General features: G+C 47.5%; 11 protein-coding genes, 16 tRNA genes and 1 pseudogene. 4 read left to right on the plus strand and 24 right to left on the minus strand.

The genetic code is table 11. The annotated features are described in order from the left end of the window. Nucleotides 1–125: 125 nt before the first annotated feature. From QGP82_RS24680 to QGP82_RS24785, 22 genes and pseudogenes are all read right to left on the minus strand, one after another. Nucleotides 126–320: pseudogene (locus QGP82_RS24680) on the minus strand (DIP1984 family protein); the annotation flags it as partial. A 47-nt stretch (nt 321–367) separates the two neighbouring features. Then, nucleotides 368–441: transfer RNA gene (locus tag QGP82_RS24685), tRNA-Leu, on the minus strand. Nucleotides 442–459: 18 nt separating this feature from the next. Then, nucleotides 460–531 (minus strand) — tRNA-Lys (locus tag QGP82_RS24690). A gap of 42 nt (nt 532–573) precedes the next feature. Continuing rightward, a tRNA-Lys gene (locus QGP82_RS24695) sits at nt 574–673 on the minus strand. Then, nucleotides 674–749, minus strand: a tRNA-Leu gene (locus tag QGP82_RS24700). A gap of 20 nt (nt 750–769) precedes the next feature. Continuing rightward, nucleotides 770–843 (minus strand) — tRNA-Leu (locus QGP82_RS24705). 3 nt (nt 844–846) lie between these two features. Further along, nucleotides 847–945: transfer RNA gene (locus QGP82_RS24710), tRNA-Pro, on the minus strand. A gap of 3 nt (nt 946–948) precedes the next feature. Next, nucleotides 949–1,025, minus strand: a tRNA-Leu gene (locus QGP82_RS24715). A gap of 22 nt (nt 1,026–1,047) precedes the next feature. Beyond that, a tRNA-Leu gene (locus tag QGP82_RS24720) sits at nt 1,048–1,125 on the minus strand. A gap of 48 nt (nt 1,126–1,173) precedes the next feature. Beyond that, nucleotides 1,174–1,246, minus strand: a tRNA-Gln gene (locus QGP82_RS24725). A gap of 1 nt (nt 1,247) precedes the next feature. Beyond that, nucleotides 1,248–1,323 (minus strand) — tRNA-Gln (locus tag QGP82_RS24730). 101 nt (nt 1,324–1,424) lie between these two features. Next, nucleotides 1,425–1,500, minus strand: a tRNA-Asn gene (locus QGP82_RS24735). 25 nt (nt 1,501–1,525) lie between these two features. After that, a tRNA-Phe gene (locus QGP82_RS24740) sits at nt 1,526–1,600 on the minus strand. A gap of 132 nt (nt 1,601–1,732) precedes the next feature. Beyond that, a tRNA-Ser gene (locus tag QGP82_RS24745) sits at nt 1,733–1,823 on the minus strand. 86 nt (nt 1,824–1,909) lie between these two features. Beyond that, nucleotides 1,910–1,986, minus strand: a tRNA-Glu gene (locus tag QGP82_RS24750). A 104-nt stretch (nt 1,987–2,090) separates the two neighbouring features. Next, nucleotides 2,091–2,167 (minus strand) — tRNA-Ile (locus tag QGP82_RS24755). A 13-nt stretch (nt 2,168–2,180) separates the two neighbouring features. Beyond that, a tRNA-Asp gene (locus tag QGP82_RS24760) sits at nt 2,181–2,254 on the minus strand. Between the two features lie 256 nt (nt 2,255–2,510). Next, nucleotides 2,511–2,717, minus strand: coding sequence for a hypothetical protein (locus tag QGP82_RS24765; protein ID WP_163699906.1), 207 nt, complete (start codon nt 2,715–2,717; stop codon nt 2,511–2,513). Nucleotides 2,718–3,108: 391 nt separating this feature from the next. Next, complete coding sequence (locus QGP82_RS24770) at nt 3,109–3,495, minus strand: alr0857 family protein (RefSeq protein WP_163671173.1); 387 nt, start codon at nt 3,493–3,495, stop codon at nt 3,109–3,111. Between the two features lie 55 nt (nt 3,496–3,550). Continuing rightward, entirely contained in the window at nt 3,551–4,069 is a 519-nt protein-coding gene (locus QGP82_RS24775) for an HNH endonuclease (protein WP_163699908.1), read from the minus strand. A gap of 103 nt (nt 4,070–4,172) precedes the next feature. Beyond that, entirely contained in the window at nt 4,173–4,445 is a 273-nt protein-coding gene (locus tag QGP82_RS24780; protein ID WP_163671175.1) for a hypothetical protein, read from the minus strand. Nucleotides 4,446–4,877: 432 nt separating this feature from the next. Next, complete coding sequence (locus tag QGP82_RS24785; protein WP_163671176.1) at nt 4,878–6,008, minus strand: tetratricopeptide repeat protein; 1,131 nt, start codon at nt 6,006–6,008, stop codon at nt 4,878–4,880. A 439-nt stretch (nt 6,009–6,447) separates the two neighbouring features. On the opposite strand from QGP82_RS24785, the gene QGP82_RS24790 reads away from it, so the two are divergent. Then, nucleotides 6,448–6,903, plus strand: coding sequence for a hypothetical protein (locus tag QGP82_RS24790; RefSeq protein ID WP_163671177.1), 456 nt, complete (start codon nt 6,448–6,450; stop codon nt 6,901–6,903). 18 nt (nt 6,904–6,921) lie between these two features. Here QGP82_RS24790 and pip read toward each other — a convergent pair whose 3' ends face one another. Continuing rightward, nucleotides 6,922–7,869 carry a prolyl aminopeptidase gene (gene pip, locus QGP82_RS24795; protein WP_163671178.1) on the minus strand — a complete coding sequence of 316 codons (948 nt, stop codon included), beginning with the start codon at nt 7,867–7,869 and terminating at the stop codon, nt 6,922–6,924. Between the two features lie 758 nt (nt 7,870–8,627). On the opposite strand from pip, the gene glgX reads away from it, so the two are divergent. Further along, nucleotides 8,628–10,823: a glycogen debranching protein GlgX gene (glgX, locus tag QGP82_RS24800; RefSeq protein WP_499061334.1), complete on the plus strand. Its 2,196-nt coding sequence runs from the start codon at nt 8,628–8,630 to the stop codon at nt 10,821–10,823. Between the two features lie 3 nt (nt 10,824–10,826). Beyond that, on the plus strand, nt 10,827–11,174 hold the full coding sequence (locus QGP82_RS24805; RefSeq protein ID WP_163671180.1) for an MGMT family protein: 348 nt from the start codon (nt 10,827–10,829) through the stop codon (nt 11,172–11,174). A gap of 144 nt (nt 11,175–11,318) precedes the next feature. On the opposite strand, the gene QGP82_RS24810 is transcribed toward QGP82_RS24805, so the two are convergent. Next, complete coding sequence (locus tag QGP82_RS24810) at nt 11,319–11,882, minus strand: Uma2 family endonuclease (RefSeq protein WP_163671181.1); 564 nt, start codon at nt 11,880–11,882, stop codon at nt 11,319–11,321. A 127-nt stretch (nt 11,883–12,009) separates the two neighbouring features. Between QGP82_RS24810 and QGP82_RS24815 the strand changes: the two genes are divergently transcribed. Beyond that, complete coding sequence (locus tag QGP82_RS24815; protein WP_163699913.1) at nt 12,010–12,402, plus strand: hypothetical protein; 393 nt, start codon at nt 12,010–12,012, stop codon at nt 12,400–12,402. Nucleotides 12,403–12,451 lie beyond the last annotated feature (49 nt).

Below are 12,451 nucleotides of genomic sequence, written 5' to 3' on the forward strand. Positions count from 1 at the left end.
AGCTTTTGATGACGGGTCTCAAAATCCCAAAATCCTTGTTGTCCCATCAGAAGTCTCCCTGTCAACCCTAATCCGTAACCATGATCTCATATTGAGACTCTATTTTTGAATTAATCGAGGTGCCCATTAGTCTGATTGATCCGCTGCACCAAACGGGTAAGTTCAGTAATTACAGTATCCACCTCTGACAACAGCTCTTGGGGGTTCTCGGGAGGCTGTTCACCTTCCTGGACCTTGGCACTGCGGGTCAAACGCTGACGCAGCTGAGCAATTCTCTTCTGACAATCTGCCCGTTGCATTAAGGCTTCTGCAAGCTTCATCGGATTCACCTCCTTTTGTAAGTTTGTTGCTATTGGCATTACTGCCATACCCCTGACAGGAGTCGAACCTGCAACAAATCCGTTTTAAGCGGATCATGTCTACCAGTTGCATCACAGGGGCAAGGGACTTAAAAGTCCATGGGCTGTGTAGGATTCGAACCTACGCTCTTCCGTTTAAGAGACGGCTGCTGTACCACTTAGCTAACAACCCAGAAAACATATGTAGAGTGGGCAATGTCCACCATCCAAAATTTGGTGGGCCGCCAGAGATTCGTTCGCAAAGCGTCTCCGCTAGGAGTTACTCTGATCTGTCTGCTTAAAAGGCAGCCACTCTACCATTGGGCTAACGACCCTGGTACTCTCGGTGGGAGTCGAACCCACAAAAACTAGATCCTCGGTCTAGTGCGTATACCGTTCCGCCACGAGAGCATATTTGGGCAAACGCCCAGTACCCTTGGTGGGAGTCGAACCCACAAAATCTGGCCTCTGAAGCCAGCACGTATACCGGTTCCGTCACAAGGGCAAATGGTCAGGATGGCAGGATTTGTAGACGCCAGGCTTCTCGAAGAGTACCTGCGGCTCCTTGTCCCCAAAACAAGGCTTCTGACCACTGAATTACATCCCGATTTGGTACCCTTGGTGGGAGTCGAACCCACAACAACCGCGTTCTAAGCACGGCATGTCTACCAGTTGCATCACAAGGGCAAATTGTCGGGATGGTAGGATTTGGTACTCCTGATGGGAGTCGAACCCACACGTAAGCTGGTTTTGAATCAGCCGCCTCTTCCAGTTGGGCTACAGGAGCAAGAAATGGAGAAATTAAATCGACCCAAGCATGATCAAATCTCTCCAATTCCCCCGCTAGGGTTTGAACCTAGAATCTTCGCAGTCAAAGTGCGAGATGTTGCCAGTTACACCACAGGGGACTGGATGCCGAGGTAGGATTTGCACCTACAACCTCCTGATTCAGAGTCAGGCGACTTGCTAATTCGTCCACTCGGCAATAGTTACTGCTGATTTGAAGCATATTCTGTCATTAACCTCGTCACTAGCGGAATATGTTTAACTTGACTTAATCGGGGATCAGCCACACCCGACAATCAATGGCTGGGGCGAGAGGAGTCGAACCTCCAACTTCCTGGGTAACAACCAGGCGCTCTGCCAATTGAACTACACCCCATTGAGCACCCATGATTGAGTGCAAGCCCCCCAGATCCGATTTGAACGGATGACCTCTTGTTTTTCAGACAAGCGCTCTTACCTGACTGAGCTACCAGGGGATTCAATATATGTTTTTCAAACTCATTGAAAAACAACGAGAACGGCAGAACTTGTAGACGTAAGGCTTCCCGAAGGGTATCTGCAATCTTCGGTTCCGCAAACCGACGTGTTATCCATTGCACCACGTTCTCTGGAGGAGAGAATGGGAGTCGAACCCATAGTGAGATTTGTTATCCCACGACTGCTTAGCAGGCAGTTTGCTTTACCAATGACGATCTCTCCAAAGAGGGTCGGGTAGGAGTCGAACCCACAGTGTTAAAGAACTCCGGTTTTACAGACCTTGACCTGCGCCCATAGGAGCCGACCCTTGGCAGTGGCGACGGGAGTCGAACCCGCAAACACACGAGTGAAAGTCGTGGGGCTTTACCAATTTGCCTACGCCACCCTAAACCGCAGAGACTAGAATTCGTAGACGACAGGCTTCCCGAAGGATACTCAGATCATCGGGTTTGGAGACCGAGGTGCTAGCCGTTACACCATCTCTGCTTCTGGTTGCAGCGGTGGGAGTCGAACCCACATATTCTCGCTTATGAGGCGAGCACCTTAACCACTTAGGTTACGCTGCAGTGGAGTCCAGGACGGGGGTGACGAGATTTGAACTCGCGACGTCCTGTTCGACAGACAGGCACTCTAGACCACTGAGTTACACCCCCAGAAAGGGAAATATTTAGTTTTCAAGGTTCTGGTTTGAGTCTTGATGACGTGTTAAGCACTTATCTTTGAGACTTAAATTCGTAGCACTCCTGCGTTATTTATATGCTACAAAATACGCTACACAACGTCAAGGGTTTTCGAGAGATTTTTAGAGAGATTCTTGAAGTCATGTACAAAAAGGGTTTGAGCGCCTTTAAGGATTTTCAATAAAAATCAACAAGATAACAAAAAATCTTATTGGAATCTTCTCGAATTTTACACAAAGGGGCCACGCTCAAGGAAATAAAGCCGTTTTACTTTTTGCACTTCACTTACGGCGTCAACATGATGTTTATCAGTAGACACCGTCAAGTTTCTCTCATTAGATGCACTGAAATTGGATGGTTGTTGTCGCCGAGGAAATCGCCAATATTTAAATGACTTACGACTCCAAGCGAGAAAAAATGGTGAGACAAAATACATGGTAATGCTCCTGGTGGGAAAGCAGATTTTTACAGTTATGCGATCGACAAACTAGATGTATGAAATCTGTGGAATTGGAAAATGTAGAATTTTGAAATTCCAAGGTATAGCGATATTTCTCGATTATTTTCTGGCGCTGTAAGCCGTTGTTTCACAGCCCATATGCCCAACACAGAGCAAATTTAGCCCAGCTCAAAGCCTCCCTTCTATGAAGGAGATGTAGGAGGGATCTCACCTTACATTAGTGATTAACAAGCCCTACTAGCCCCTTTGGCAAGGGGCCTTACAAAAGGACTTTTACCAAAGGGGGAGACTCAAAGTGTTACTCAACGTGGCACAACGTTTACTGATTTTCACAGCAAAAGACTATTTTTAAGTCTCCATGCAACAACTACATGAAATATGCCGTCTGTCGGTGGGTTACTCGCCACAGTTCGTAGATAAGCATTTCACTTTCAGGTGTAAGGGCAGTTATAAAAGTGCCAGATTCAGCGTTAGCACTATTTGCAATCCAGGTTCCCTTAAGGCTTACTTCAACAAACTCGTCATCAACACTTGCTAGATCAATGACATCTGTTACATTTTGCCGTAGTAGATACTCAAGCTGATTAATACCAGGCAATTTAACAGGCAGTAAAAAGGAAGCTCGACTGGGTTCTAGATGTAAGGGTTCACCAACATGAACTGCTAACATAACTCGTTGGGTAGCAACCGCATCCAACGATGCAGTTACTTGTTCAAGAAATAAGCCGTAATCGGTATAGTTCAGCTTCAACACGGCTGACAATCTCCATGGATGGTTGGGTCAGTCACATGCCGACGGCGGCATAGGGTTAATTTTTTTGTTCTTTCCAGAATTGCTCTGCAAAAGCAACTACTGGATGCATGGGCGCTTTAGGCTGTTGTTTGAGCGGCATATTGGCAAGCTCAGGGGTACGGGCACCCTTGCGAGAATTGCAGGGGGCGCACGCGGTAACCACGTTATCCCACGTGTGAGCACCACCTTGCGATCGCGGTACCACATGGTCCAGCGTGAGCTGTCGCTTACTACCGCAATATTGGCAACTATGGCCATCACGCCGCAGAACTTCGCGACGGTTAACCGGTGGTGTTTTCCAAATGTGCTCGCTATCCCCAGCCCGCAGACGAAGGTGCTCAGGAATCTCAAGGGTCAGACTGGGCGATCGCATCTGCCAGGTTTTCCCCAGTAGGTCTACAGGTTCTGCCCGGCCTGTTACTAAAAGAACTGTTGCTCGCTTTAGGTTAATTCGCACCATGGGTAAGTAGTTTCTGGAAAAAAGTACGATGGGTCGATACGTAGGCAATACGTACTTATATGGTCGTAATGTCATGGTTAAGCCCTTACAGCTCTGAAATTCGTAAAAAAGTCCACAAACAATGACCCCCGCTTCCGGGTTCGGGAAGCGGGGGCCAAAAACCTGACTGGTTTTGGAGTTAGGTAGGTAACATGGCTAAGCGCCTGCATCCCCCGCTTCGTCTATATCTTGTTAGTTCTGGTCGATTGAGATCATCGCCAATCAAGCTATGGCCTATTTCGCTAAATGCAAAACGATCTAAACCAGCGCCAGAAATCGCTTTGGCCATAGTGCCACCCATAATCGTGGGAACGTTACTAGATTCTAGACACCGCACCACCAGCGCCATGGATACATGGCCAAATAATTGTAAATATCTTTTCACGACTATGGTTTCCATAGAGTTTTTCATGGTATCTAAACCTCTGGTGTGACAATTAAAAAGTGCCTCTAGTGCACTTGACCAAAGCAATTCGACCTGACTGCCTTTCTGTCTTACTTCTTATACTACATATGTAATACAAGAATGTCTACCCTCTTTGAGTAACTTTATGGTTTTAACGAAAAAAGCCTACATTAAAACCATTCATGCTTGTTAGAGCTACATTCTCTGGGAGAGCTATAGTCAGCAACACCTTAACAATTGTGGATTCCGGATGTATCTCAAAATTAGTTTTGGATAATATTCAGGATACGATTGCTTGCGTTCACCCAAGTAAAAATGCCATAGCAGCCTCGCAGCTACAGCCCGCCAGGGTCGCCATGCCTCGCTAATCATTTGAGCTTCATCAGCTGTAGGTCGTTTAGTCAGGCCCTGATATTGAACAGTATTGAGGTTTATCTATTATTGAATAACGTCATAGTCAATTGCTCGGGCTGTTCTCACAGGTGGAGCAGGCTCGTTTTGAATGGCCTTGATCGCTGTATATCCTAGGGGCAGTGACGCCAGCAAACACATCGCACCAGTCCCAACCAACGATAGCTGTCTCACGGCTTTGGAAGCTCGACGAGCATCGGGATATTGTCCCTGACGGTAGAATTGTCTAACTTGCCAGGCATAGAGTAACGCCGTTACTCCAAGGGGTGGAAACGTAATGAGGGCAGCTAAAGCTGTTGACCAGTGACTGGGGGGGCAGGGCTGATCCTTATAGAGATCATAGGTTTTTTCCCACTCAGGTCCACGGACCTTACCGACATAGCCAATTAGGGTAAACTCAGTGATTTCTGAGAGTTCCAGGGGCAACAACAGGTCACGAATCTGATTGGGTAGCGAAAAATAGCTAATACCTTCACCCACCTGTCGCTTGAGGAAGATTTCTAGGTTTTTACCCCGTTGTTTTACATCAACCTCGACAGGCTGTAAGGCATCCTGCAGTAAATCTCTAATCGGGGCTAAACCATCTGGTTTTGCAGGGGGTGGGACCAATTCAGTTAAAGATGGATCATTCAGGACCGCCAGTTGCCAATCAGAGATCGCACCCTCCATATCGCTCAGCTGTTGGCGTACGTTGCCACGCCTTAGATATGCCTCTGCTGCATTAGGGTTGAGTTCTAAAGCTCGGTTAAAACTGACAAGCGCCGCATCAAAGTCCTCTACCTGACTTTGAATGACGCCCACCTGATAGTGGGCTCGGGCATAGTTAGGATTCACCGCAATTGCCTGTTGCCAATTGCTCAGAGCATTGGCCATATTGCCTTGAGCATATGCAAGCTGACCATATTCAAAATAAGCAACTGCGGGATTCTCAGCACACTCAATTGCAGCAATAAAGTCCTGTTGGGCGTTATCCAACTGGTCTAACGCGCGATAACTTAAGCCACGTGTAATATAAACCGCAGCCACATCAGGATGATGACTTAATGCTTTGGATAGGGTTGCGATCGCACTCTGATGATTGTCCTGTCGTGCTAGCGTACACCCACGTCGATAGGCTAAACGTGCTCGCTGCCGTGCGTACCAACTTTGCTTATCCATAATTAATTAAACTTATCCCTGCCGTTATTAATCCCAAGCTATCCGTAGCCTAACCATCCTTCAGAGGAAATAAAGTCAGAGTGATAACGGAAGCTTGAATAGTCAATAAAGAATTGATTCAGTACTTACCGTTACAAAATTAAGCAGTTCGATTCATGGCGATTACCCAATCCTTCACACCAATTTTGCTTGTTTCCTAAAAAACTTTCCAATGTCGAAATTATTTTCTGGGAAAAATTCACCTATGCCATTGCACCTAAAGTCCTACGACAATTGGCGTAGAGGGAAGTTCCAGAAATCCATTGCTATGAAATGGCGATGAAGCCTCGTCAGTTTTTACAGACACTTCGATGAAACCTATGTAATTCGAATGAACAGGCATGGAAGCCCAAAATAAGCCTATGTTAGCGTCAGTGAGAACACTTACACACCATGGTCAATGACCGTTCTCTCGCTGAAAACAGAATTGGATGTCGCAGAGTTTTTATTAAGTAAAGGATGGTTTCCTGAGGAAATCAACGGAATTTTAGTTTTTCCTCTGCCTAGCGCTGCTTTTTACCAGTTAGGCAGTAAAAATCATCCAATAGTTAATAGCGATGTAATTAAAGCTACAACTGTTACGCCAACTACCCTTTTCCGAGCCCGGCAGCTTCTAGAAGCGGCTGGGTGGGTAGATCGAGAACTCGACTCTTTGCTTAAACCCTGCTTATACAGTGTCGATCCTTGGGCCAATCAAACGATTCACCACTGCGAGGCTACTCATCAACGTTTCGGCTATTTAGATGACCCATTACCAACCCTGAATCACTATCGACGGGCTATGGCATTCAAGCGCATTGTTAGTCTGGCCCTAGTAATAACAATGGTTTCTGTAGCTGTAGTCTTGTTTGGATGAGCAGTTGTGTAGACATCTCTACATCCGCACAAATTTATCAGTTGCCTCCACCAAAGCACTCAAAATGCCTGGTTCTGTAGCCGAATGGCCTGCATTCGGGACAATGATTAATTCAGCTTCGGGCCAAGCACGATGCAACTCCCAAGCAGACGTCATGGGACAAACGACGTCATAACGGCCTTGTACGAGCACCGCTGGAATATGGCGAATTTTAGCGACGTTTTGCAGCAGCTGATCAGGTGGGTTGAAAAAGCCCCCATTGATAAAGTAGTGGCACTCAATGCGGGCAAAGGCATCGGCAAATTCATCATTGCCAAACCGTTCAATAACTTGGGGGTTCTGAATTAAATAACTGGTACTTGCTTCCCAAATAGCCCAGGCACGGGCAGCCTGCTGTCGAATGTCAGGATTAGGGCTGGTTAAACGTTTGTAGTAGGCTGCCACCAGATCATGGCGCTCCTCTCCAGGAATGGGCGCAAGGTAGTGCTCCCAGGCATCAGGGAAAATATAACTTGCTCCCTCCTGGTAAAACCATCGGATTTCCTGGGGGCGCAGCATAAAAATACCCCGCAAAATTAGCCCTGCACATTGCTGCGGATAGCGCTGAGCATAGGCCAACGCCAGGGTGCTGCCCCAACTGCCACCAAAGACCGTCCATTGATCGATGGCGAGATGCGATCGCAATCTTTCAATATCATCCACTAAATCCCAGGTGGTATTCTCCGTAAGCTCAGCGTGGGGTGTACTCTGACCACAGCCCCGCTGATCAAACAGAACTATGCGCCAACGTTCAGGGTCAAAAAACTGTCGATAGATAGGAACCGTGCCGCCGCCTGGTCCACCGTGCAAAAACACGACCGGTTTCCCCTGAGGATTTCCGACTTCTTCAAAATAAAGGGTATGGATTGAAGAGACAGATAACTGACCGGTGCGGTAAGGCTCGATCGGAGGATAGGGTTGACGCATAGAGGGGCTTAGCAACGATTTGCCCCGTCATTGTCGCACCCAAATTGCCCCCGATTCCGTTTATTTCACAGAAACCGGCTTCCGCACCACATACCAACGCCCAGTTTTTGGATCACGATAGGTTTGAAACGGCTGTTGTTTCAGCGGTTTAGTGCAAGTTTTGGGCATTGACTTAGCGATTTTCACGACTCTTGTATAGATCAATTCACATATTGTGGCCCGATTTCCCAAAAAAATTGAGTGATCAATCCTTAAGTACCATGTGATTTTTGTCACAAAAGAACAAAAAATCCTGGTGGTTTCCCCATTGTATCCAGGATTTACAGAGTAGTGCCAGGTGTCGGTCTACACCTGAAATGAGTCTAAGCTTAGCAATTTCAATGACATAATCAAATCAATCAGAACCAGATAAGCCAGTGACTTAACCAATTTGGGCGTCAACTCAATCGCAGGCACCCCTGATCATTTAGCCACATCCTGTAGATAGCTTACCCAGAAAATTTATTGCTCAAAGTTTAATAAGGCATGGGCATTCATTTAAGAGAAGATTTTTAGGAATTGATGAATGAGTCTCTCCTAGAAAGCTCATCAAAGCGGTCTATAGGCACTTACGCCTTCATTCCTTACGTGCAAAATCACTCTGCCATCCCCACATAATCGGGCCAGAATCATGTTCTCAAGTCAAGACTTATGCGTTTAAGGTAGCGGTGAAAAACGCAGGGGGCTTACTATATAAGACAGTTTTGGCGTGATCCACCATGTCGGCAATACTATGGCCCGGTCGTTCTCATCCCTTGGGAGCTACCTGGGACGGTCAGGGAACAAATTTTGCAGTTTTCTCAGAAAATGCCTCAGCAATCGAGCTGTGCCTCTTTGATGCTAATGGAAATGAGCGTCGGCTAACGTTACCAGAGGTAACAAACCACGTATGGCATGGATATTTACCAGACGTCGGCCCCGGTCAGCGCTACGGGTATCGGGTATATGGTCCCTATAAACCTAAACAGGGTAAACGGTTTAATGCTGATAAATTACTGCTTGATCCCTATGCTCTGGCCATTAGCGGCGATATGCAATTTAGCCCCGCTATTTTTGGTTATCCGATGGAGCACTTTGCCAATAGCGATCGCGACTTAGAGAAATCCACGCTGGATGATATGCAATGCGTGCCCAAGGGTATCGTGGTGGATCAAAGTTTTGATTGGGGGGATGATCGCCATCCTGAGACACCCTGGCATGAAACAGTTATCTACGAAGTGCATGTCAAAGGGTTTACGCGTCAGCATCCAAACATTCCACCAGACCTACAGGGTACCTATGCAGGGTTAGGTCACCCTGCCGCCATTGAGCACCTGAAAACATTAGGGGTTACTGCGGTAGAGCTCCTACCAATCCATCACTACAATGCCCACCCTAGTCACCTTGTCACTGTGGGGCTCCACAACTACTGGGGCTATGATTCCATTAACTACTTTGCTCCCTTTGCAAGCTATAGTGCCGGTGGGGATGCGGGTGACCAGGTCAATGAGTTTAAGGCAATGGTCAAAGCCCTCCATCAGGCAGGCATTGAAGTGATTTTAGATGTGGTCTATAACCACACGGGCGAGGGCAATCACTTTGGCCCAACGCTGTCTCTGCGGGGTATCGACAATGAAGCTTACTATCGATTAGTTGAGCGCAGTCCTCGCCACTATATGGACTTTACCGGCTGCGGTAACTCTCTCAATGTCCGCCATCCCCAGGTACTCAAACTGATCATGGACAGTTTGCGCTACTGGGTGCAGGAAATGCACGTAGATGGCTTTCGGTTTGACTTAGCGTCAGCCCTGGCGCGCGAACTGTATGAAGTCGATAGCCTCGCGGCCTTTTTTGACATCATCCACCAGGATCCGGTGTTGTCCACCACAAAGCTGATTGCAGAACCCTGGGACCTGGGTGAGGGCGGTTACCAGGTCGGTAATTTCCCATTACTCTGGTCTGAGTGGAACGGCAAATATCGTGATACCATGCGAGACTTCTGGCGAGACCATCATTGTCGCCTGGGAGAGTTTGCGTTTCGGTTTACGGGCAGTTCTGATCTCTATCAAGCGAATGGGAAACTCCCCCATGCTAGCGTCAACTTTATTACCGCCCACGATGGCTTCACCCTGCGAGACCTGGTGAGCTACAACGAAAAACATAATGAGTCTAACGGTGAAGGTAATCGAGATGGTGAGAGCTATAACCGGTCCTGGAACTGTGGTGTTGAAGGTGAGACTCAAAATGAGGAAATTTTGGCGTTGCGATCGCAACAGCAGCGGAATCTTCTAACAACGCTCTTTCTCTCCCAGGGAGTACCCATGATATTGGGGGGTGACGAGATGGGCCGTACCCAGCGTGGCAACAACAACACCTACTGCCAGGATAATGAGATCGCCTGGTTTGACTGGAATCTACGTCACCAAAACAAAGAGCTACTAAACTTTACCCAACGCCTGATTGCATTTCGAAAACAGCACCCTATCTTCTGTCGTCGTCAATGGTTCCTGGGTCGCGAGATCCATGGCTCCGGCGTCATTGATATCGGTTGGTTCAATCCTGACGGCAGCATTATCAGTGAGGAAGACTGGCACGATGGTAGCTCCAAAGCCATCAGCATCTTTCTCAATGGAGAAGAAATTCTCACCACCGATAAGCAAGGTCAGCGCATTATTGATGATAGTTTTCTTGTCTTTTTCAATGCCTATCCTGAGTTTCAAGAGTTCTCCCTACCACCATCAGTCGATCGCAAAGAATGGCGGGTTATCCTAGACACCAAAAATCCCACCGGATTTGTAGATGATGGCCCCATATATGATCATACCCAGAACGTCCCGGTTGCTGCTCGATCCCTGGTTTTACTAGCCTGTCCCCACTGTTTTGATACAACTTCCGGTGCTGATGGGGCTACATGCACGTTACCAAAGCGAGGGTAACATATGGCTAATAGTTACGATCTAATCTATGCAGTGGTGCGCCAAATTCCCGCAGGCAAAGTCGCCACCTACGGTCAGGTGGCCGAGCTAGCAGGGCTTATGGGCAAACCTCGGGTAGTCGGCTATGCACTTTATAAGGTAGCGCCTGAAGATGAAATCCCATGGCAGCGGGTCATCAATGCAAAGGGAGAGATTTCCACATCTGCCTTTCGCGATGGCTCAGACGACCTACAGCGGATATTACTGGAGGAAGAAGGGATTGAGTTTGAGGGCAACAAGATCAACCTTAGCAAGTATCGCTGGCAGCCGCCGCCAGAGATGATTGAGGCGATTGATTTTGGCGAGGATTAGAGTTGGGGTTCGACTTCGCTCACCCCTCTCGACTTCGCTCACTTCTCTTGAGCAACTTTTAGTTCTTTCAATTCGGTTTTACTCAGTCGTAATGAACCTAGCTGGCTGAGCAAAGCCGAAGTCAGCGGCACTACATCTCCGACATCACACAAAAACTCTTTCCATGGGCATCAAAAAACCAGGCAAAATCGGCGATTGCAAACTATCTTTCGACAATAAAGTCCCAACTAACTCCAGCTGGGCATCACTGCGGCGATAAACTTCCATCGTCTGGAGTTGCCAGTTTACAATCCAGTATTCTTGCACTCCATACAGTGAGTAAAGCTTCAGTTTAAACTCTTTGTCACGTTGTTCATTGCGTTCGCCAGGGGACAAAATTTCTACCATCAGCTCTGGAGTGATCACTAGATGACCAGCTTCGTCAATACCATTGACTAAACGTTCTTTGCTGATCCACACCACATCTGGAATGACTGCATCGTTAGGGGAAAAGATTACACCTGGTGTTTGGAAAGCGCTACCCAAACCAGTTTCTTCTGACCAGACTTCTAATCGGACCTGTATTTTACCCGCTGCGCTTTGATGACGAATATGGGGAGCGCGGGTCACAAGTAGTTCTCCATTGATGATTTCATAACGTTTCCAACCACCGTCGTCGGGCATGACGTCGAGGTCTCGAACTGTCCAGCGTATGGGGTTGGTAACCATAGAAATTGCAACTTGGTTTGGGTCTAGTATAGCGAGGGGATAGCTGCTCTATTAAGGCAATGCTACAAATCTGAGTAGATACCTTTAGTTTGGCTAGAATACAGCGGTGGCAATGATATCTCCCCCCATGACTGATACGATTTTGCTGGTGATTGACTGGCGTGATGCTGATAGCGATATGCCCGAGGAACAGCAAGAGGTATTGACCCAAACATTATTTCAGGAGCTACGGGCACTAGACGAGGTGGAGGACGTTAAGCGGATAGCTGACCCAGATGTTCCCGATGGGGGCATGGGAGCTAAATGGTTATGGAGTGTCCTTACAGCAGAAATCACCATTGAGGGGATTAAACAGGTTTGTCAGGATGCCTATGAACGACTACCAGGAAAGCCCATTGAGTTCACCCTGGAGGTTGACGGCAAGAAAACGAATATTGAGGCTAAAAACATCCGTCCAGATAATTTCGAGGAGACGCTCGAAAAACTGGTTGCAGCAGCGCAGAAACTTAAGGACAGTTAATCAAACAGTGGGGGATTGACTGACTTAGGGCTGAAAGAACTATAAGGTG

Origin of the sequence: Leptothoe sp. LEGE 181152 (genome assembly GCF_032906605.1) — a bacterium.
Classification (GTDB): domain Bacteria; phylum Cyanobacteriota; class Cyanobacteriia; order Phormidesmidales; family Phormidesmidaceae; genus Leptothoe; species Leptothoe turfae.

Excerpts from the sequence above, each read along its gene's own strand:
- QGP82_RS24790 (WP_163671177.1), top strand. The coding sequence starts at position 6,448 with ATGACCGTTCTCTCGCTGAAAACAGAATTGGATGTCGCAGAGTTTTTA.
- QGP82_RS24780 (WP_163671175.1), bottom strand. The coding sequence starts at position 4,445 with ATGAAAAACTCTATGGAAACCATAGTCGTGAAAAGATATTTACAATTA.
- QGP82_RS24810 (WP_163671181.1), bottom strand. The coding sequence starts at position 11,882 with ATGGTTACCAACCCCATACGCTGGACAGTTCGAGACCTCGACGTCATG.
- QGP82_RS24775 (WP_163699908.1), bottom strand. The coding sequence starts at position 4,069 with ATGACATTACGACCATATAAGTACGTATTGCCTACGTATCGACCCATC.
- QGP82_RS24785 (WP_163671176.1), bottom strand. The coding sequence starts at position 6,008 with ATGGATAAGCAAAGTTGGTACGCACGGCAGCGAGCACGTTTAGCCTAT.
- pip (WP_163671178.1), bottom strand. The coding sequence starts at position 7,869 with ATGCGTCAACCCTATCCTCCGATCGAGCCTTACCGCACCGGTCAGTTA.
- glgX (WP_499061334.1), top strand. The coding sequence starts at position 8,628 with ATGTCGGCAATACTATGGCCCGGTCGTTCTCATCCCTTGGGAGCTACC.
- QGP82_RS24765 (WP_163699906.1), bottom strand. The coding sequence starts at position 2,717 with ATGTATTTTGTCTCACCATTTTTTCTCGCTTGGAGTCGTAAGTCATTT.
- QGP82_RS24805 (WP_163671180.1), top strand. The coding sequence starts at position 10,827 with ATGGCTAATAGTTACGATCTAATCTATGCAGTGGTGCGCCAAATTCCC.
- QGP82_RS24815 (WP_163699913.1), top strand. The coding sequence starts at position 12,010 with ATGACTGATACGATTTTGCTGGTGATTGACTGGCGTGATGCTGATAGC.